Genomic DNA, 17,871 nt, shown 5'->3' on the forward strand with positions numbered 1-17,871 from the left:
ATAACCTTGCAAATACTCGCATTGCCATATGCAAAAACGCACTGTTAGGATCAACCCCATTGGGCTCGCTGAGCCTGGCTCTGCATTCCCTTCCCCCTCCGTTCCCAAGGCTGGTGCGCATAATGACTTCCCAAGCAAACACTCAAGTTGCCGTGCCCACGGTAAAGCTGCTGATCGGCGGCGAATTCGTCGAGTCCAAGACCAGCCAGTGGCGCGACATCGTCAACCCGGCGACCCAGCAGGTGCTGGCCCGCGTGCCCTTCGCCACGGCCGAAGAAATGAGCGCCGCGGTGGCCGCGGCGAAGGACGCCTTCAAGAGCTGGAAGCGCACGCCGATCGGCGCCCGCGCGCGGATCTTCCTCAAGTACCAGCAACTGATCCGCGAGAACATCAAGGAATTGGCGGCGATCCTCACCGCCGAGCAGGGCAAGACCCTGGCCGATGCCGAGGGCGACATCTTCCGCGGCCTGGAAGTGGTCGAGCACGCCGCCAACATCGGCAGCCTGCAGATGGGCGAGCTGGCCAACAACGTCGCCGCCGGGGTGGACACCTACACCCTGCAGCAGCCGCTGGGCGTGTGCGCCGGCATCACCCCGTTCAACTTCCCGGCGATGATCCCGCTGTGGATGTTCCCGATGGCCATCGCCTGCGGCAACACCTTCGTCCTCAAGCCGTCCGAGCAGGACCCGATGGTCACCATGCGCCTGGTCGAACTGGCGCTGGAAGCCGGGATTCCGGCCGGCGTACTGAACGTGATCCACGGCGGCGTCGACGCGGTCAACCTGCTCTGCGATCACCCGGACATCAAGGCGGTGTCCTTTGTCGGCTCGACCAAGGTCGGCACCCACGTCTACAACCGCGCCACCCAGAACGGCAAGCGCGCGCAGTGCATGATGGGTGCGAAGAACCACGCCATCGTGATGCCCGACGCGCCCAGGCAGCAGACCCTGAACAACCTGGTCGGTGCCTCCTTCGGCGCCGCTGGCCAGCGCTGCATGGCGTTGCCGGTGGTGATTTTGGTCGGTGAGGCGCAGTCCTGGCTGCCCGAACTGGTGGCAAAGGCCAAGACCCTGAAGATCGGCGCCGGCATCGAGCCGGGCACCGATGTCGGCCCGGTGGTGTCCCCCGCGGCCCTCGAGCGCATCGGCGGGCTGATCGCCAGCGGCGTGGCCGAAGGCGCCACGCTCGAACTGGACGGGCGCAACCCGCAGGTCCCGGGCTACGAGAGCGGCAACTTCGTCGGCCCGACCATCTTCTCCGGGGTGACCGCGGCGATGCGCGTGTACCAGGAAGAAATCTTCGGCCCGGCGCTGTGCGTGATGCACGCCGCCACCCTGGACGAGGCCATCGAGTTGGTCAACGCCAACCCGAACGGCAACGGCACCGCCATCTTCACCCGCTCCGGCGCCGCCGCCCGGCACTTCCAGGAAGAGATCGACGTCGGCCAGGTCGGCATCAACGTACCGATCCCGGTACCGGTGCCGCTGTTCTCCTTCACCGGCTCGCGCGGTTCCAAGCTGGGCGACCTCGGCCCCTACGGCAAGCAGGTGGTACTGTTCTACACCCAGACCAAGACCGTCACCCAGCGCTGGCTGGACGAGGATGAAGTGGGCCACGTCAACACCACCATCACCCTCAAGTAAGCGACCGTAGGATGGGTGGAGGCGCTTGCGTCGATACCCATCGCGGAACCTGTGATGGGTATCGCTACGCTCCACCCATCCTACGGGCTGAAGCCCACCCTACGTAGCCAACAAGGAAGCCCATGGATTTCGAACTGAGCGAAGAACAACGCCTGCTGGTCGACAGTGCCCGCGCCTTTGCTGCGGCCGAACTGGCGCCGCATGCGGCCGACTGGGACCGCGACCACCACTTTCCGGTCGACGTCATCAAGCGCGCTGCCGAGCAGGGCTTCCTCGGCCTGTACATCGGCGAGGAAGACGGCGGCCTGGGTTTGTCGCGCCTGTCGTCGTCGCTGATCTTCGAGCAGCTGGCGGCCGGCTGCGTGGCCACCACCGCGTTCATCACCATCCACAACATGGCCAGCTGGATGCTCGCCTCGTTCGGCGACCAGGCGCTCAAGGACCAGTGGTTGCCCGGCCTGATCGGCGGCGAACTGCTGGCCTCCTACTGCCTGACCGAACCGGACGCCGGCTCCGATGCCGCGCGCCTGCGCACCCGCGCCCGCCGCGACGGTGACGACTACGTGCTGGATGGCAGCAAGTGCTTTATCTCCGGCGCCGGCAGCACCGAGGTGCTGATCGTCATGGCACGTACCGGCGAAGACGGCGCCAAGGGCATTTCCTGCTTTCTGGTGCCGGGCGATACCCGGGGGGTGAAGTACGGCCGCAACGAACTGAAGATGGGCTGGTGCGCCCAGCCCACCCGCACCATCACCTTTGAGGGCGCGCGCATTCCGGCCGGCAACCGCATCGGCCCGGAAGGTCAGGGCTTCGTCTACGCCATGAAGGGCCTCGACGGTGGCCGCCTGAACATCGCCAGTTGTTCGCTGGGTGCCGCCCAGGCCGCGCTGGAGCAGAGCCTGCGCTACGTCGAGGAACGCAAGCAGTTCGGCAAGGCCCTGGCCGAATTCCAGGCCCTGCAGTTCAAGCTGGCCGACATGTTCACCGACCTCACCGCCAGCCGGCAGATGGTCCGTCTGGCCGCCTCCAAACTCGACCAGCAACACGCCGAAGCGACGCTGTACTGTGCAATGGCCAAGCGTTTCGCCACCGACCACTGCTTCGACCTGTGCAACCAGGCGCTGCAGCTGCACGGCGGCTACGGTTACCTGAACGACTACCCGCTGGAACGCTGGGTGCGCGACAGTCGGGTGCACCAGATACTCGAAGGCACCAACGAGATCATGCGGGTGATCACCGCGCGCCGCCTGCTCGAACAGGGCGGCATGCTGGATAACCTGCTTTGACCCGGCTTCATTGAACCTGCAGGAGCCAGCTTGCTGGCGATCAATTGCACCAGCATCGCCAGCAAGCTGGCTCCTACACAAGCAAACATGAGGATTCCCATGAGCACCGCCATCGAAATCTACAAGCCCGGCAGCTTTGACCTGACGCACAAACTGACCGTGGAAAAGCACGGCCATACCGCGCTGGTCACCATCAATAATCCGCCAGCCAACACTTGGGACCGTGAATCGCTGATCGGCCTCAAGCAACTGGTCGAGCACCTCAACCGCGACGATGACATCTATGCGCTGGTGATCACCGGCCAGGGCCAGAAGTTCTTCAGTGCCGGCGCCGACTTGAACCTGTTCGCCGATGGCGACAAGGCCCGCGCCCGCGAGATGGCACGGCGCTTTGGCGAAGCTTTCGAGGCGCTGCGTGATTTCCGTGGTGTCTCGATCGCGGCCATCAACGGCTACGCCATGGGTGGTGGGCTGGAATGTGCATTGGCCTGCGACATCCGCATCGCCGAGCGCCAGGCGCAGATGGCCCTGCCCGAAGCCGCCGTCGGCCTGCTGCCCTGTGCCGGCGGCACGCAGAACCTGGCCTGGCTGGTCGGCGAAGGCTGGGCCAAGCGCATGATCCTCTGCGGCGACCGGGTCGACAGCGAAACCGCGCTGCGCATCGGCCTGATCGAGCAGATCGTCGACACCGGCGAAGCCCGCGGCACCGCCCTGATGCTGGCGGCCAAGGTCGCCCGGCAGAGCCCGGTGTCGGTGCGCACCATCAAGCCATTGATCCAGGGCGCCCGCGAGCGCGGGCCGAACGGCTGGCTGCCGGAGGAGCGCGAGCGCTTCGTCGACCTGTTCGATGCCCAGGACACCCGCGAGGGCGTCAACGCCTTCCTCGAGAAGCGCGAGCCGCAGTGGCATAACAAGTAAACCGTAACCGTGTAGGGCGGGTGCAACCCGCGCTGGGCACACAGCAAGAGCCATGGGTTGCAGCCGCACTACCCGAACCAGTAAACCGTAAGGTGGTCAACTCGCGCAGCGATTGACCACCGGACACACCCCTGTGGTGGCCAAGCCTTCGGCGTTGACCACCCTACGATGGATACTCTGGATGAACGTGATTTTCGAAGAACTGCATGGCCAGCAGGGCGCACGCATCGGCGTGGCCACCCTGGACGCCGAAAAGAGCCTGAATGCCCTGACCCTGCCGATGATCGAGGCGCTCGACGCCAGGCTCAAGGCCTGGGCGGCAGACCCGCAGATCGTCTGTGTGCTGCTGCGTGGCAACGGCCCCAAGGCCTTCTGCGCCGGCGGCGACGTGATCCAGCTGGTGCAGGCCTGCCGCGCCCATCCCGGCGAAGTGCCGCCGCTGGCGGCGCGCTTCTTCGCCGACGAATACCGCCTCGACCACCGCATCCACAGCTACCCCAAGCCGCTGCTGTGCTGGGGTCATGGCTATGTGATGGGCGGCGGCATGGGGCTGATGCAGGGCGCCAGCGTGCGCATCGTCACGCCTTCAAGCCGCCTGTCGATGCCGGAAATCAGCATCGGCCTGTTTCCGGATGTCGGCGGCAGCTGGTTCCTCTCGCGCCTGCCGGGCAAGCTCGGCCTGTTCCTCGGCCTCAGCGCAGCCCAGGTCAACGCCCGCGATGCCCTCGACCTGGGCCTGGCCGACCGCTGCCTGGGCGATGACCAGCAGGCGCAATTGCTCGACGGCCTGCTGCAGCTGAACTGGCAGGAACACTCCGCTGCCCAGCTCAACAGCCTGCTGCGCGCCCTCGAACAGCAGGCCCGCGAGCAGCTGCCGGCAGCCCAGTGGCTGCCGCGCCGCGCGCGCATCGACGAACTGTTCGACGTGGCCGATGCCGCGGCCGCCTGGCACGCGCTGGCCGGCCTGCACGACGACAGTGACGCCCTGCTCGCCCGCGCCGCCAAGACCCTGGCCCGGGGCTGCCCGATGACCGCGCATCTGGTCTGGCAGCAGATCGCCCGCGCCCGCCACCTGTCGCTGGCCGAGGTGTTCCGCATGGAATACGCGATGAGCCTGAACTGCTGCCGCCATCCGGAGTTTCCCGAAGGCGTGCGCGCCCTGCTGATCGACAAGGACAACAGCCCGCACTGGCACTGGCCGACGGTGGCCGAGATTGCCCCGGCGGTGATCGATGCACACTTCAGCCCGAGCTGGGACGGCGCGCATCCGCTGGCCGATTTGTAAACCGCCACCATACGTCCACCCGAGATCCCCGCAACACCAAGGAGAACAACAATGAGCAAGATCGCATTTATCGGCCTCGGCCACATGGGCCTGCCCATGGCCTGCAACCTGGTCAAGGCCGGGCATGACGTGCTCGGCTTCGACCTGGTACCCAGCGCCCTGGAGCAACTGGTGGCTGCCGGCGGCAAGTCGGCCGTCAGTGCCCGTGCGGCGATCGAGGGTGCCCAGGTGGTGGTCTCCATGCTGCCGGCCAGCCGGCATGTGGAGGGCTTGTACCTGGGCGACGATGGCCTGCTCGCCTACATCGTGCCCGGCAGCCTGGTCCTCGAATGCTCGACCATCGCCCCGGAGGCGGCGCGCAAGGTGCACAAGGCCGCCGCCGAACTGGGCATCGAGCTGCTCGACGCACCGGTCTCCGGCGGCACCGCCGGCGCCGCAGCCGGCACCCTGACCTTCATGGTCGGGGGCCAGGCCGCCACCCTGGAAAAAGCCCGCGCAGTGTTGTCGGCCATGGGCAAGAACATCTTCCACGCCGGTGCCGAGGGGGCCGGCCAGGTCGCCAAAGTGTGCAACAACCAGTTGCTGGCGGTGCACATGATCGGCACCGCCGAAGCCATGGCCCTGGGCGTGGCCAACGGCCTGGATCCGGCTACTTTGGCCGAGATCATGCGCCTGAGTTCGGGCGGCAACTGGTCGCTGGAGAAGTACAACCCGTGGCCGGGCGTGATGGACAACGTACCGTCCTCCCGGGACTACAGCGGCGGCTTTGCAGCGGAGCTGATGACCAAGGACCTTGGCCTGGCCCAGGAGTCCGCGCAGTCCACCGGCAGCAGCACGCCGATGGGCGCACTGGCGCTGCAGCTGTACCGCATGATGATCAAGCGTGGTGAAGGCCGGCTGGACTTTTCGGCCGTACAAAAACTGTTCGTCGAACAGGCCTGAAACCAGCCCGGCAAAGGTCGCGTCCACAGGCCGTGTGAAAACGTAGCGAGCGAAGGTTAGGCAAGGCGCAACAACCAACGGGAGTAACAGCCGCAGGCTGGCCCGCAGGGCGAGCGTAGCGAGTCAGACAGGCGAAAAAGCGCACGACTGCATGGATGCAGGAGTTAGAGCGAAGCAGGAAGCCAGAGCCGAGTTTACGAGTTGTAAATGAGCATTTTGAGCCTGTTTTTAACGCTGCATAACCGAGCGCAGTAGTTTTCACACAACCTGTCCAGCGCGGCGGGTTTACAGGCCGCCCACCACCGGTTTACAAAACCGGCGCCAGGCGGCATGTTGCTGCTTGCGCCGAACCTCTCGGCGCTCCGGCACTTCCAATTCGAGGGCTGTCCGATGTTCTATGTCCAACGCGATGCCAACGGCCTGCTGGTCAGGGTGGAAGCCGAACCTTTTGCGCAAAGCACTGCGCAGGCTGACGCCGACGAGCCGGAAATCCAGGCCTGGTTCAACAGCCAGTCGATGGAAAACAGCCTGCAGCAACTACGCCAGACCGACTCGGAGATGATCCGGGTGCTGGAAGACCTGATTCATGTGCTGATGACCAAGGGCGTGCTGCGCATCACCGACCTGCCGGCCGCGGCCCAGCACAAGCTGGTCAACCGCTCGCAGGCGCGCGAAGCCCTGGGTGGACTGAACCGGTTGATCAACGATGACGAAACCAGCCTGATCTGAGTGCTGCGTAACCCCCGGTCTGGCCGTGGAGAACACCTCTTGCTGCACACCTTGCGTATCCGCTTCCGTTTCCGCCTGCTGCTGGCCAGCACGCTGCTATTGATCATTGCCATGCTGTGTGCCCCGAACAACCAGCATGCGGTTTTTGTCGGCATGCTGTTTCTGGTGCTGGCCGGAGTCAACGCGCTGCCCAGGCCACACCTGATGCAACGGGCAGTACTGATTCTGGGCATTGTCGTACTGCTGCTCAAGGCCCTGACCCTGCTGGGCATATTGTCCTACCACATCAGCAATTTCGGCATGGCCGGGCTCTATGCCCTGCTCTTTTCCGCACTGATACACCGCCTGACCCGGCAACGCCCGGTAACCGGCGAACTGCTCTACGGGCTGGTCGCCATTTACCTGCAGATCGCCCTGCTGTTCGCCATCCTGTATGACGGCATCGAGATCTTCCGGCCCGGTTCCTTTGTTGCCGGCAGCGGTATTGCGCCGCTGGAGGCCGACGACTTCACCTACTTCAGCCTGATCACCCTGACCACGGTTGGTTATGGCGATATCTACCCCATCCACCCGCTGGCGCGCCTGCTGGTGACCTTCGAGGCGGTTACCGGGGTGATGTTCATCGGCCTGTCGATGGCCCGCAGCCTGATGCTGATTGCCGACGACAGCGTGGACGAATTGAACAACGGCTGAGCCCGGCAATCAGGCCGTGGCCGGCTTGCGACGTTCGCGCAGGTAAGCCACCACTTCTGCCTGGGTGCCGGCAAACTCGATGCGCTCGGCCTTGCTCTCGCGCTGATAGGCATACATCGGGTCGTAGTACTCATTCAGCAAGCCTTCGATCCAGCCCTGATGCAGGCTGGTATCGGCGCTGCGCTGCTGTTCCGCCAGTGCCGCCTGCATCAGCTCGTGCAGGCGCTGGTAGCGCTCGCCGCCCAGGCGCTTGTGGATATTCGCCAGGCTTTCCAGCAGGCGCCCGGCAAACAGCGCGAAGCCCTGCTCCGCGCCATGCAGGGCCATGAATTCGGCGCACAGGTCGATCACGTAATCGCGCAGGATGCGCTGTACCCGGCCCTCCAGGCTGTCCTCCAGCCAGACCAGCGGGAAGCGCTGCATGCCCTGGTGCAGTTCCAGCGGCAGCGAGCATCGGCCGACCAGCCGGCTCTCGTCCTCCAGCACGAAGCTGTCGATGCCCGCCGCGCGCTTGCGCAGGATGTCGATGGCCAGGCTGTTCTCGAAGTCGATCTGCCCGGGTTGCACGGTGGCGCGCTTGCCGAAACTGGAGCCACGGTGATTGGCATGCCCCTCCAGATCGAGGCGGTTATCCAGTGCCATCAGCACATCGGTCTTGCCAGTGCCGGTCAAGCCGCCGACCACGACGAAGTCGCACTGCGTCACCGCCTGCTGGAGGGTTTCCAGCAGGAAGCTGCGCATGGCCTTGTAGCCGCCCAGCACCCGTGGATAGTCGATGCCGACTTCCTTCAGCCACTGCTGCACCAGTTGCGAACGCAGGCCGCCGCGGAAGCAGTACAGGTAACCCTGCGGATTGGCTTGAGCGAAGGCTGCCCACTGCGCCACCCGCTCGGCCTTGAGCTGCCCGCAAACCAGCGAATGTCCCAGTTCGATCGCCGCCTGCTGGCCTTTCTGCTTGTAGCAGGTGCCGACTTTCTGCCGTTCCAGGTCGTTCATCAGCGGCAGGTTGAGCACCCCGGGGAAGGCGCCCTTGCTGAACTCGACCGGTGCGCGCACATCCATCATCGGCACCCCACGCAGGAAAATCTCGTGGTAGTCGCTGCTGTTGTCGCGCATCAGAGCACCTCGACCGCGAAACGCTGGCGTGCCACCAGTTCGCCGATCGGGGCCAGGTCGAGGCCACACTGCGCCGCCACGGCGAGGAACTCGGCCGCGCCCTCCGCCGTCACGGCGACCAGCAGGCCGCCACTGGTCTGCGGATCACACAGCAGCGCTTGCTGCTCGTCGCTGAGCGGCGCGATCTTCTCGCCATAGCTGTCGAAGTTGCGCAGGGTGCCACCCGGCACGCAGCCCTCGGCCAGGTAATAGTCGACACCCGGCAGGCGCGGCACCGCGGCGTAATCCAGGCGCGCCGTCAGGCCACTGCCGTCGGCCATCTCGACCAGGTGACCAAGCAGGCCGAAGCCGGTGACATCGGTCATCGCCGTGACCCCGGCGAGCTTGCCGAAGCGGCTGCCTGGCTGGTTCAGGGTGCACATCCAGTCGCGCGCCAGGCCCACGTCAGCGGGGCGCAGCTTGGCTTTCTTCTCGGCGGTGGTGAGGATGCCGATGCCCAGCGGCTTGGTCAGGTAGAGCTGGCAGCCGAGGGTCGCCGTGTCGTTGCGCTTCATGTGGCGCTTTTCCACCACCCCGGTCACGGCCAGGCCGAAGATCGGCTCCGGTGCATCGATCGAATGCCCGCCGGCCAGGGGAATGCCGGCGGCATCGCACACCGCGCGGCCACCGCGAATCACCTCGCGCGCCACTTCCGGCGACAGCACATTCACCGGCCAGCCGAGAATCGCAATGGCCATCAGCGGATCGCCGCCCATGGCGTAGATGTCGCTGATCGCATTGGTCGCGGCGATCCGGCCGAAATCGTAGGGGTCATCGACGATCGGCATGAAGAAGTCGGTGGTCGAGACCACCCCGCGCTCGTCGTCCAGCGCGTACACCGCCGCATCGTCCCGCGAGGCGTTGCCGACCCAGAGTTTCGGGTCGAGGTTCTGCGCACCGCTGCCGGCCAGGATGACATCCAGCACCTTCGGCGAAATCTTGCAGCCGCAACCGGCTCCATGGCTGTACTGGGTCAGGCGGATTGGTTCACTCATCGGGCGCACTCGGCATTGGCGGAATCAGGCCGGCGATTCTAGCAAAGTGCCGCGCCCTGCCGGCAAAGTCCGCGCGCAGGCCAGGCTTTGCGCCGCTTGCCCGGCCGGACTTCAACGCAGCGAGCGGTAGCCGCCGGGCACGCCACCCTTGCTCAGCACGATCTGCCACAACTGGATGTCCCGCGCGCGGAAGGCGCCGGCGCAGGTCAGCAGGTAATAGCGCCACATGCGCCGGAAGCGCTGGTCATAGTGGCCTTCCAGTTGCGGCCAGTGCCGCTCGAAATTGGCATGCCAGGCCATCAGGGTGCGGTCGTAGTCGGCGCCGAAGCTGTGCCAGTCCTCCATGACGAAGTACTTCTCGATGGCCTTGCCGATCTGTGCGATCGACGGCAGGCCACCATTGGGGAAGATATGCCGGTCGATCCACGGATCGGCATGCGGGCGGCTGCAATTGGAGCCGATGCTGTGCAGCAGGAACAGCCCGCCCTCCGGCAGGCAGCGCTGCACCACCTGCATATAGGTCGCATAGTTCTTCCAGCCAACGTGCTCGAACATGCCCAGCGAGACGATGTGGTCGAAGCGTTCGTTGACCTCGCGGTAGTCCTGCAGGCGGATCTCCACCGGCAGCCCCTGGCAGCGCTGCCGCGCCAGCTCGGCCTGCTCGCGGGAAATGGTGATGCCGACCACCTGCGCGCCATAGTGGCGCGCGGCATATTCGGCAAAGCTGCCCCAGCCGCAGCCAATGTCGAGCACCCGCTGGCCGGGCTGCAGGCCGAGCTTGCGACAGCTCAGGTCGAGCTTGTGCTCCTGGGCCTGATCGAGATCGCGGGCCTGCGCCCAGTAGCCGCCGGTGTAGGTCATGCGCTGGTCGAGCATGCACTGGTAGAGCAGGTTGCCCAGGTCATAGTGCTGCTCGCCGACGATGAACGCGCGCGAGCGCGACTGCAGGTTGGCCAGCAGCCCGCAGAGCATGCGCCAGGCCTCGTACCAGCCGACCCGGATATGCTGGTCGAGGCGCGCGCGCAGTGCCCGGCTGGTGAACTCGTCGAGGCGGGCACAGTCCCACCAGCCGTCCATCCAGGCCTCACCCAGGCCCAGCGTGCCTTCGGACAGCACGCGCGCATACAGGCGCTCGTCACGCACCTGCATGTCCCACGGCTGGCGACCGTTGATGCCGATGCCGGCGCGCTGCAGCAAGCCTTCGACGGTGGCCCGCGCCCGCCCGCTGCCGCCATGCTGCTGCGAACCGTCGGTGAAATGGAGTGACGACTTGCCCAATGCCATAGGAGCCTCCCGCTGCGTGATCCACGCAATGCAAATTGATCAAACTTTGTACAGTTGTAGCACTTGCACACCTGCGCGCCAGTTACCCAGGCAAGCGCGCAGCGACTATGTTTAGACCATTCGCCCCGAGGAGCCGCCCGATGCCCGAACAACGCTTCTGCCTGTACAACAATCAGGAACTGCAGGCGGTCCTCGATGCCATGGCCCGCGAGGCCGCCCTGCTGTTGCCGGCGGACGCCCTGCTGGTCGGCATCCTGCGCCGGGGCGAGCCGCTGGCGCGCATGCTGCAGCAGCGCCTGGCCCGCCTGAGCGGGGCCGCCGAACTGCCGCTGTACAGCCTCAAGGTCAAACGCTATGCCGATGACCTCACGCTGGTCCACGGCAACACGGCGCTGACCGATAACCCCGAGCTGGCGCAGCTGAACCTCGCGGACAAGACCTTGCTGGTGGTCGACGACGTGCTCTACCACGGCCATTCGCTGCTGCGTACCTGCGCCTACCTGGCGCACCTCGGCGCCCGCGAGGTGCGCACGGCGGTGCTGGTCGACCGCTGCATCGGCAAGCAGCCGATCCACGCCGACATCGTCGGCCTGCGCCTGCAGGTGGCGCCCGGCGATGTGATCGAGTGCAACGTGCCGCCCTACGAGGAACACTTCCGCGTCGAGGTGCTGCGCCGCAGCTAGTGGCCTCGATGGCTGACGCCACCTCTGCCTGTAGACACAAGCGCCGCCCTCGGCGCGAGCTTTTGTTGTTGCCTGATGGTTCGCTTCGCGGCGAGGGCGCCGCTCCTACAAAAGCATCCAGCTCAGTCCCGCAGCGGCGCTGCGGTTTTTCCCTGTCCTGTGGGAGCGCCGCCCCGGCGCGAGCTTTTGCTTCTGCCTGGCGGCCCGATGCGGGCCTTGTCGCGGCGAGGCCGCCGCTCCCACAAAAGACAGTTGCTCCTCCAAATCAAGGTGCTGTTCGCGTCAGTGGTTAAACGTGCCTGTTCCCGCGTAGGGTGGGCTTTAGCCCACCAATGCCAGACACATTGTTTCGGTGGGCTGAAGCCCACCCTACGCCCACCAAAAGCCGCGGTGCAATCAGGTGGAGCGGCAGGCTGGCAGGGGTGGGCCAAGCCCCACGGTTGATGGTTGGCGCGCGTGCCGCAGGGGCGAGATCAGTTGAGGTCGCAGGGGGAGCCCCTCCGCGACTATCGCGCCTGCGGCTGTTCGCAGTCGCGCTGCCAGGCCTGGTGCAGCAGGTGCAGAACCTCCTCGTCGCTGGTCTGCTCGAAGTGCCGGTACCACTGGCCAATGCTGATCAGCTCATCCACCTGCAGCGGACAGACCAGCTCGTCGACACGCTTGCGCAGGGCCGCCGCGCTGTCGGCGGCAGCCACCGGCACGGCCACCACGATGCGCGCCGGCGCCTGCTGGCGGACGGCCAGGATCGCCGCCTGCATGGTCGCCCCGGTGGCCAGGCCATCGTCGACCAGGATCACCTGCTGGCCACGCAGCTGCGGTGCCGGCCGTTGCCCCCGATAGACCCGCTCACGGCGTTGCAGCTCCAGTTTCTCGCGGGCAGCCACGGCTTCGATAGCCTCAGGCCGAACCGGCTGATAGCGCAGAACCTCATTGTTGAGTACCCGCACCCCGCCACTGGCTATCGCGCCCATGGCCAGCTCTTCATGCCCGGGCATGCCCAGCTTGCGCACCAGCAGCAGGTCGAGACGCAGCTCCAGCTGCAGGGCAATCTCGTAGGCCACCGGCACCCCGCCACGCGGCAGGGCCAGTACCACTGCATCCGGCCGCTGGCGGTAGGCCTGCAACAGCTGCGCCAGGGCCTGACCGGCCACCGCCCGGTCGCGGATCGGAACTTCCAGTGTGCCTCGGCTGCTCATGTTCACCCCCTCTTCGCAGTCAGAATTGAAGACCCGCATGTCGCAGGGTCGGCGTAGGATGGGCTTTAGCCCACCGAAACAATCTGTCCAGCATTGGTGGGCCAAGGCCCACCCTACGCGGCCAAAAGCACATCCAACCACTCACGCATCCAGCCTCAACGTTAAAGGCATAGCAGCTCCCGCCCGGCTCTGCTGGCCTTTCCCGGCGCGCGCCGTATAATCGCCGCGCTCTTTACCAACTCGCGAAGCACGCATGCCGACGAATGGCCGCCCTCGGTCGCCCTTCGGCTGCTGCGCGCTTCACTGTCGTTTTTTCCGCTATTGAACCGGAGAACTCCATGCTCAAGTCCGTTCTGGCGCTCGTCGCCGGCCTCACCCTGTCCCTGTCCAGCCTGCTTGCCCAGGCCCAGGATGTGCTGCGCGTTACCGCCATCCCCGACGAAGCGCCCACCGAACTGCAACGCAAGTTCAAGCCGCTGGGCGAATACCTCGCGCAGCAGCTGGACATGCAGGTCGAATTCATCCCGGTGGCCGATTACCCGGCCGTGGTCGAGGCGCTGGCCGCCGACCGTGTCGACCTGGCCTGGCTGGGCGGCTTCACCTTCGTCCAGGCCCGCCTGAAGACCGGCAATGCCCTGCCGCTGGTGCAGCGCGAGCAGGATGCGGTGTTCACCAGCAAGTTCATCAGCGCCGATCCGGCGGTCAAGTCGCTGGCCGACCTCAAGGGCAAGACCTTTGCCTTCGGCTCGGTGTCGTCCACCTCCGGCAGCCTGATGCCGCGCTATTTCATGCTGCAGGAGCAGATCGTCCCCGAGCAGTACTTCAGCCGCGTCGCCTACTCCGGCGCGCATGACGCCACCGCGGCCTGGGTCGAGGCCGGCAAGGTCGACGGCGGCGTGCTCAACGCCAGCGTGTGGGACAAGCTGGTCGCGGCCGGCAAGGTCGACACCCGCAAGGTGCACGTGTTCGCCACCACCCCGAGCTACTACGACTACAACTGGACCGTGCGCGGCAACCTTGACCCGGCCCTTGTCGCGAAGATCAGCCAGGCCTTCCTCGCCCTCGACCCGACCAAGCCCCAGGACAAGGCGATCCTCGACCTGCAGGCGGCCACCCGCTTCATCCCGACCCAGGTGGAAAACTACCAGGGCATCGAAGCTGCCGCGCGTGCTGCCGGCCTGTTGAAGTGACCCTGAGGCTGTCTGGCGTGGGCCTGACCCACGCCAATGGCCAGGTGGCGCTGAACGAACTCAGCCTGCAGGTGGATCGCGGCGAGCAAGTGGCCATCATCGGCCCCTCGGGGGCTGGGAAAACCAGCCTGTTGCGCATCCTGGCCACGGCCTTGCGCCCGACGGCGGGCGAGCTTGAACTGCTCGGCCAGGCGCCCTGGCGCCTTTCCGGGCGCCGGCTGCAGGCCTTGCGCCGGCAGATCGGCCTGATCCACCAGGCACCGCCGCTGCCGCCCCGGCAACGGGTGGTCAGCGCCGTGCTGGCCGGACGCCTGGGCCAGTGGTCGCTGGCCAAGGCCCTGCTCAACCTGGTTTATCCGCTGGAACGCGCGGGCGCCGCCACGGCACTGGCGCAGCTGGATCTGGCCGACAAGCTGTTCGAGCACTGTGACCAGTTGTCCGGCGGCCAGTTGCAGCGCGTCGGCATTGCCCGCGTGCTGTACCAGGATCCGGCGCTGATCCTCGCCGACGAGCCGGTTTCGGCGATGGACCCGGTGCTCGCCGGGCACTGCCTGGAAATCCTCGGCAACGCGGCGCAGGCCAGGGGCATCAGCCTGATCGCCAGCCTGCATGCGGTGGATCTGGCGCTGGCGCACTTCCCGCGGATCATCGGCCTGCGCGAAGGGCGCATCCTGTTCGACAAGCCGAGCAGCGCGGTCAGCCCGGCCGACCTCGACGCCCTGTACGCCAATGAACAGCTGCAGGCGCGCGTGGCCGCCTCGCCCGTGCCGCCCGCCGTCACCCTGCATATTCCGCGATGCTGACTCCGCTCGCGCCCCAGCCACGTGACCCGGCAGCCTTGCCGCGGCTGCTGCTGACCGGCGTGGCGCTGGCCTTGCTGTGGCCCGGGCTGACGCTGAGCGAACTGGACCTGGCGGTGCTGTGGCAGGCCGACAACGCCGCCACCATGGGCAAGTTCCTCGCCGGCTTCTGGCCGCCGGCGCATGACGCGGAATTCCTCGAACTGCTGCTGCAGGCCACCCTGCAGACCCTGGCCATCGCCACCACCGGGCTGTGCCTGGCCTTGCTGCTGGCGGTGCCGGGCGCCCTGCTCGCCAGCCGCGCCCTGTCGATCTCGGCGCTACTGCGCCACGGCCGCCCGGCCTGGTGGGCCCAGGCCCTGCGCTGGCCAGTGCGCGGCCTGCTGATCGTGCTGCGCAGCGTGCCTGAGATCGTCTGGGCGCTGCTGTTCGTGCGCGCCGTCGGCCTCGGCCCGACTGCCGGAGTGCTGGCCATCGCCATCACCTACAGCGGCATGCTCGGCAAGGTCTATGCGGAAATCTTCGAGTCGGTCGACCAGCGCCCGAGTCGCGCCCTGCTGCTGGCCGGCAGCAGCCGGCTGGCGGCGTTCGCCTATGGCGTGTTGCCCAGCGCCGCCAGCGAACTGCTGTCCTACACCGTGTACCGCTGGGAGTGCGCGATCCGCGCCTCGGTGGTGATGGGCTTCGTCGGCGCCGGCGGCCTCGGCCAGCAGATGGACTTTTCCCTGCGCATGTTCGCCGGCGCCGAAGTGGCCAGCCTGTTGCTGACCTTCCTGCTGCTGGTGCTGTGCGCCGACCTGCTCAGTCGGCTGTTGCGCGGACGGCTGCAATGAAGCGGCTGATCGATCTCGGCACGCTGCTGGCCATCCTGCTCGCAGTAGTCGGCGCCTTCGCCTGGCTGCAGCTCGACCTGGCCGGCCTGTTCAGCAGCGCCAGCCTCGCACAGATGGGCCGCTACGCCGGCAACTTCCTGCACCCGGACCTGTCCGCAGCACACCTGCGGGCGGTTGGCCAGGGCGCCCTGGAAACCCTGGCGATGTCCGCCACCGGCACCCTGCTGGCAGTCGTGACCGGCCTGTTGCTGGCGCTGCCGGCCGCGGGTCGCTTCGGCCACCTGGCGCAAGCCCTGGCCCGCCTGCTGCTGAATGCCCTGCGCGCTGTGCCGGAACTGGTGTGGGCGGCGCTGATGGTGCTGGCCGCCGGTCTCGGGCCGAACGCCGGCACCCTGGCGCTGGCCCTGCATACCACTGGCGTGCTGGGCCGGCTGTTCGCCGAGGCGCTGGAAAACGCCCCCAGCGAGCCGGCTACGGCGTTGCGCCTGTCCGGCAGCTCGGCCCTCGGCGCCTTCTGTTACGCCACCCTGCCCGGCATCCTGCCGCAACTGATCGCCTACAGCCTGTACCGCTGGGAAAACAACATCCGCATGGCCAGCGTGCTCGGCTTCGTCGGCGCCGGCGGCCTGGGACAGATGCTCTACGTCAGCCTCAGCCTGTTCCAGGAAGCCCAGGCCGCCACGGTGATCCTGGCCATGCTGCTGCTGGTGCTGCTGGTCGATGGCTGCAGCAGCAGCCTGCGCCAGCGGTGGTTGAAGGCTTGAGACCGGCACGGGCAAGCACCTGCCAGTCAGGACTGCTGTCAAATAGAGGCTGTTGGGAATGATTGATGACGGCCAGCAGCTGCCGGTGAGAAACTCGCTGCAGGATGGGTCGAGCGCAGCGATAGCCATCCCACGCGCTATCAGCACCACGAGCCCGGCGGATGGGCTGGAGATCAGTGTGCATGACCAGCTTGATGCGATTGCTGCCGAACACCTGCCGCATCTTGTCGAGCGGTTTTATCGCTGTGACCCTTCCAGCAACCAGCCCGATGATTCGGGTGGGTTTGGTTTGGCAACAGTTCGGTCGATCATGCAGGCCCATGGTGGAAAAGTCAGTGTGACCAGTAGCCATTCAGGCGCGGCGTTTTTGCTATTTTTACCGATCGATACATCTGTATTCTGAGAGGTATTCTCTATCGCGAAGGCCGTGGTTAGGCCTAATTGCAGCGCCCCTAGTTTCGTAACAACCCCAAGCCTCACCGGAGGCCTGCCAAGCCACTACGGAACAGTCCGCGTTTGGCACTGTTCCAGCCATTCCAGCGGATGTCATCATTCATGAACACCATCACCGACCACGTAGTGCCATCGACAATCCAGTTCGTTTCAGGCGGTTCTCGTTGTATAGCTGACTTCTACCGCCCATTGGGCCCCGGGCCTTTTCCTGTGGTGGTGATGGCGCACGGACTGGGTGGTACACGCAAGATGCGACTTCCTGCGTTCGCCGAACGCTTTGTCGCCGCCGGCTACGCCTGCCTGGTGTTCGACTATCGGCACTTTGGTGACAGCGAGGGCGAGCCGCGCCAGTTGCTGGACATCAAGCGTCAGCTTGAGGATTGGAAGGCCGCGATAGCTCATGTCCGCCGCATGGATGATGTAGATCCGGATCGGCTAGCCCTCTGGGGCACCTCATTCGGTGGCGGACATGTGCTGACTATTGCTGCCGAGGATGCGAAAGTGGCTGCGGTCATCTCCCAATGCCCCTTCACCGACGGACTGGCTTCCATTCTCGCGACCGAACCCCTGGTGTCACTCCGGGTCAGCCTGCTGGGTCTGGTCGACCGCATCGGCTCGTGGTTCGGCGCCAGGCCCATTTTGATTCCGCTCGCCGGTCGACCGGGGACGACTGCATTTATGACCTCGCCGGATAGCTGGGATGGTTACAACAGCCTGATCCCACCAGGCGAGTCCTGTCGCAACGAGGCCTCCGCGCGTTTTGCCCTGGATCTGATTCGCTACTACCCCGGACGCAGAACCCCCTCTATCCGCGCTCCTGTGCTGTTCTGTGTGTGCGACCCCGATAGCGTGGCACCATCGAAGCAGACGCTGCGGCATGCCCAGCGCGCACCGCGTCACGAGATCAAACGCTATCCCCACGGCCACTTCGATATATACGTGGGCACAGCCTTCGAGCAGGTGGTGGGCGATCAACTGGAGTTCCTGCGGCGCAACGTGCCGACCATTCCCGCAAAATGATA

18 protein-coding genes are annotated in these 17,871 nt (G+C 66.0%); 14 read left to right on the forward strand and 4 right to left on the reverse strand.

The genetic code is table 11. From position 1 onward, the window contains the following. Positions 1-122: 122 nt before the first annotated feature. From ISX93_RS16415 to ISX93_RS16445, 7 genes are all read left to right on the forward strand, one after another. Entirely contained in the window at positions 123-1,643 is a 1,521-nt protein-coding gene (locus ISX93_RS16415; protein WP_195779841.1) for a CoA-acylating methylmalonate-semialdehyde dehydrogenase, read from the forward strand. A gap of 122 nt (positions 1,644-1,765) precedes the next feature. Beyond that, positions 1,766-2,929, forward strand: a complete 1,164-nt coding sequence (locus tag ISX93_RS16420) for an acyl-CoA dehydrogenase family protein (protein ID WP_195779842.1) — start codon at positions 1,766-1,768, stop codon at positions 2,927-2,929. 99 nt (positions 2,930-3,028) lie between these two features. After that, a complete protein-coding gene (locus tag ISX93_RS16425; protein ID WP_195779843.1) occupies positions 3,029-3,847 on the forward strand; it encodes an enoyl-CoA hydratase in 819 nt (272 codons plus the stop codon). A 181-nt stretch (positions 3,848-4,028) separates the two neighbouring features. Further along, positions 4,029-5,132: an enoyl-CoA hydratase/isomerase family protein gene (locus ISX93_RS16430; RefSeq protein ID WP_195779844.1), complete on the forward strand. Its 1,104-nt coding sequence runs from the start codon at positions 4,029-4,031 to the stop codon at positions 5,130-5,132. 51 nt (positions 5,133-5,183) lie between these two features. Then, complete coding sequence (gene mmsB, locus ISX93_RS16435; RefSeq protein ID WP_195779845.1) at positions 5,184-6,074, forward strand: 3-hydroxyisobutyrate dehydrogenase; 891 nt, start codon at positions 5,184-5,186, stop codon at positions 6,072-6,074. A gap of 390 nt (positions 6,075-6,464) precedes the next feature. Next, positions 6,465-6,803 carry a tryptophan synthase subunit beta gene (locus ISX93_RS16440; protein WP_195779846.1) on the forward strand — a complete coding sequence of 113 codons (339 nt, stop codon included), beginning with the start codon at positions 6,465-6,467 and terminating at the stop codon, positions 6,801-6,803. 39 nt (positions 6,804-6,842) lie between these two features. Continuing rightward, the gene (locus tag ISX93_RS16445; RefSeq protein ID WP_195779847.1) at positions 6,843-7,496 is read left to right on the forward strand and encodes a potassium channel family protein; all 654 of its coding nucleotides are present in this window, start codon (positions 6,843-6,845) and stop codon (positions 7,494-7,496) included. Between the two features lie 9 nt (positions 7,497-7,505). Here ISX93_RS16445 and mnmH read toward each other — a convergent pair whose 3' ends face one another. The 3 genes from mnmH to cfa all read right to left on the reverse strand — a co-directional run bounded on the left by mnmH (position 7,506) and on the right by cfa (position 10,930). After that, on the reverse strand, positions 7,506-8,612 hold the full coding sequence (gene mnmH / locus ISX93_RS16450) for a tRNA 2-selenouridine(34) synthase MnmH (RefSeq protein WP_195779848.1): 1,107 nt from the start codon (positions 8,610-8,612) through the stop codon (positions 7,506-7,508). After that, a complete protein-coding gene (gene selD, locus ISX93_RS16455; RefSeq protein WP_195779849.1) occupies positions 8,612-9,646 on the reverse strand; it encodes a selenide, water dikinase SelD in 1,035 nt (344 codons plus the stop codon). The genes mnmH and selD overlap by 1 nt, the downstream gene beginning before the upstream one ends. Before the next feature lie 111 nt (positions 9,647-9,757). Continuing rightward, a complete protein-coding gene (gene cfa, locus ISX93_RS16460; protein WP_195779850.1) occupies positions 9,758-10,930 on the reverse strand; it encodes a cyclopropane fatty acyl phospholipid synthase in 1,173 nt (390 codons plus the stop codon). Positions 10,931-11,070: 140 nt separating this feature from the next. Between cfa and ISX93_RS16465 the strand changes: the two genes are divergently transcribed. Next, the gene (locus tag ISX93_RS16465; RefSeq protein ID WP_195779851.1) at positions 11,071-11,613 is read left to right on the forward strand and encodes a phosphoribosyltransferase family protein; all 543 of its coding nucleotides are present in this window, start codon (positions 11,071-11,073) and stop codon (positions 11,611-11,613) included. Between the two features lie 506 nt (positions 11,614-12,119). Here ISX93_RS16465 and ISX93_RS16470 read toward each other — a convergent pair. Next, complete coding sequence (locus ISX93_RS16470) at positions 12,120-12,809, reverse strand: phosphoribosyltransferase (RefSeq protein WP_195779852.1); 690 nt, start codon at positions 12,807-12,809, stop codon at positions 12,120-12,122. Positions 12,810-13,147: 338 nt separating this feature from the next. Here ISX93_RS16470 and ISX93_RS16475 point away from each other — a divergent pair, with 338 nt between their 5' ends. The 6 genes from ISX93_RS16475 to ISX93_RS16500 all read left to right on the forward strand — a co-directional run bounded on the left by ISX93_RS16475 (position 13,148) and on the right by ISX93_RS16500 (position 17,869). Continuing rightward, positions 13,148-13,999: a putative selenate ABC transporter substrate-binding protein gene (locus ISX93_RS16475; protein WP_195779853.1), complete on the forward strand. Its 852-nt coding sequence runs from the start codon at positions 13,148-13,150 to the stop codon at positions 13,997-13,999. Continuing rightward, entirely contained in the window at positions 13,996-14,802 is an 807-nt protein-coding gene (locus tag ISX93_RS16480; RefSeq protein WP_195779854.1) for a phosphonate ABC transporter ATP-binding protein, read from the forward strand. The genes ISX93_RS16475 and ISX93_RS16480 overlap by 4 nt, the downstream gene beginning before the upstream one ends. After that, entirely contained in the window at positions 14,796-15,632 is an 837-nt protein-coding gene (locus ISX93_RS16485) for a PhnE/PtxC family ABC transporter permease (RefSeq protein WP_195779855.1), read from the forward strand. Before ISX93_RS16480 ends, ISX93_RS16485 begins: the two co-directional genes overlap by 7 nt. Further along, positions 15,629-16,396 carry a phosphonate ABC transporter, permease protein PhnE gene (gene phnE / locus ISX93_RS16490; RefSeq protein ID WP_195779856.1) on the forward strand — a complete coding sequence of 256 codons (768 nt, stop codon included), beginning with the start codon at positions 15,629-15,631 and terminating at the stop codon, positions 16,394-16,396. Before ISX93_RS16485 ends, phnE begins: the two co-directional genes overlap by 4 nt. Before the next feature lie 58 nt (positions 16,397-16,454). Then, positions 16,455-16,799, forward strand: a complete 345-nt coding sequence (locus ISX93_RS16495) for an ATP-binding protein (RefSeq protein ID WP_195779857.1) — start codon at positions 16,455-16,457, stop codon at positions 16,797-16,799. 152 nt (positions 16,800-16,951) lie between these two features. Continuing rightward, positions 16,952-17,869 (forward strand): alpha/beta hydrolase, encoded by a 918-nt coding sequence (locus ISX93_RS16500; protein WP_195777689.1) that lies wholly within the window; start codon positions 16,952-16,954, stop codon positions 17,867-17,869. The last annotated feature ends 2 nt before the right edge of the window (positions 17,870-17,871 follow it).

This window comes from Pseudomonas sp. N040 (genome assembly GCF_015637705.1).
Lineage (GTDB): Bacteria > Pseudomonadota > Gammaproteobacteria > Pseudomonadales > Pseudomonadaceae > Aquipseudomonas.